The organism is Arthrobacter agilis (assembly GCF_006494655.1).
Classification (GTDB): Bacteria; Actinomycetota; Actinomycetes; order Actinomycetales; family Micrococcaceae; genus Arthrobacter_D; species Arthrobacter_D agilis.
In genome coordinates this window covers 1-255 of the sequence record NZ_VHIM01000048.1, presented here as the reverse complement: position 1 = coordinate 255, position 255 = coordinate 1, and the positions used below count along the sequence as shown (strand labels likewise).

Sequence of the window (255 nt, the reverse complement as noted above, 5' to 3'; positions counted from 1 at the left end):
CCAGGGGGAAGCGACTGTTTACTAAAAACACAGGTCCGTGCGAAGTCGCAAGACGATGTATACGGACTGACTCCTGCCCGGTGCTGGAAGGTTAAGAGGACCGGTTAGTTTCACGCTTGCGTGGGACGAAGCTGGGAATTTAAGCCCCAGTAAACGGCGGTGGTAACTATAACCATCCTAAGGTAGCGAAATTCCTTGTCGGGTAAGTTCCGACCTGCACGAATGGAGTAACGACTTCCCCGCTGTCTCAACCAT

1 rRNA gene is annotated in these 255 nt (G+C 52.5%); it reads left to right on the top strand.

Annotated elements, in window-relative coordinates:
- Nucleotides 1-254 (top strand): 23S ribosomal RNA (locus FJV46_RS15155); the annotation flags it as partial.
- Between the last annotated feature and the right edge of the window lies 1 nt (nucleotide 255).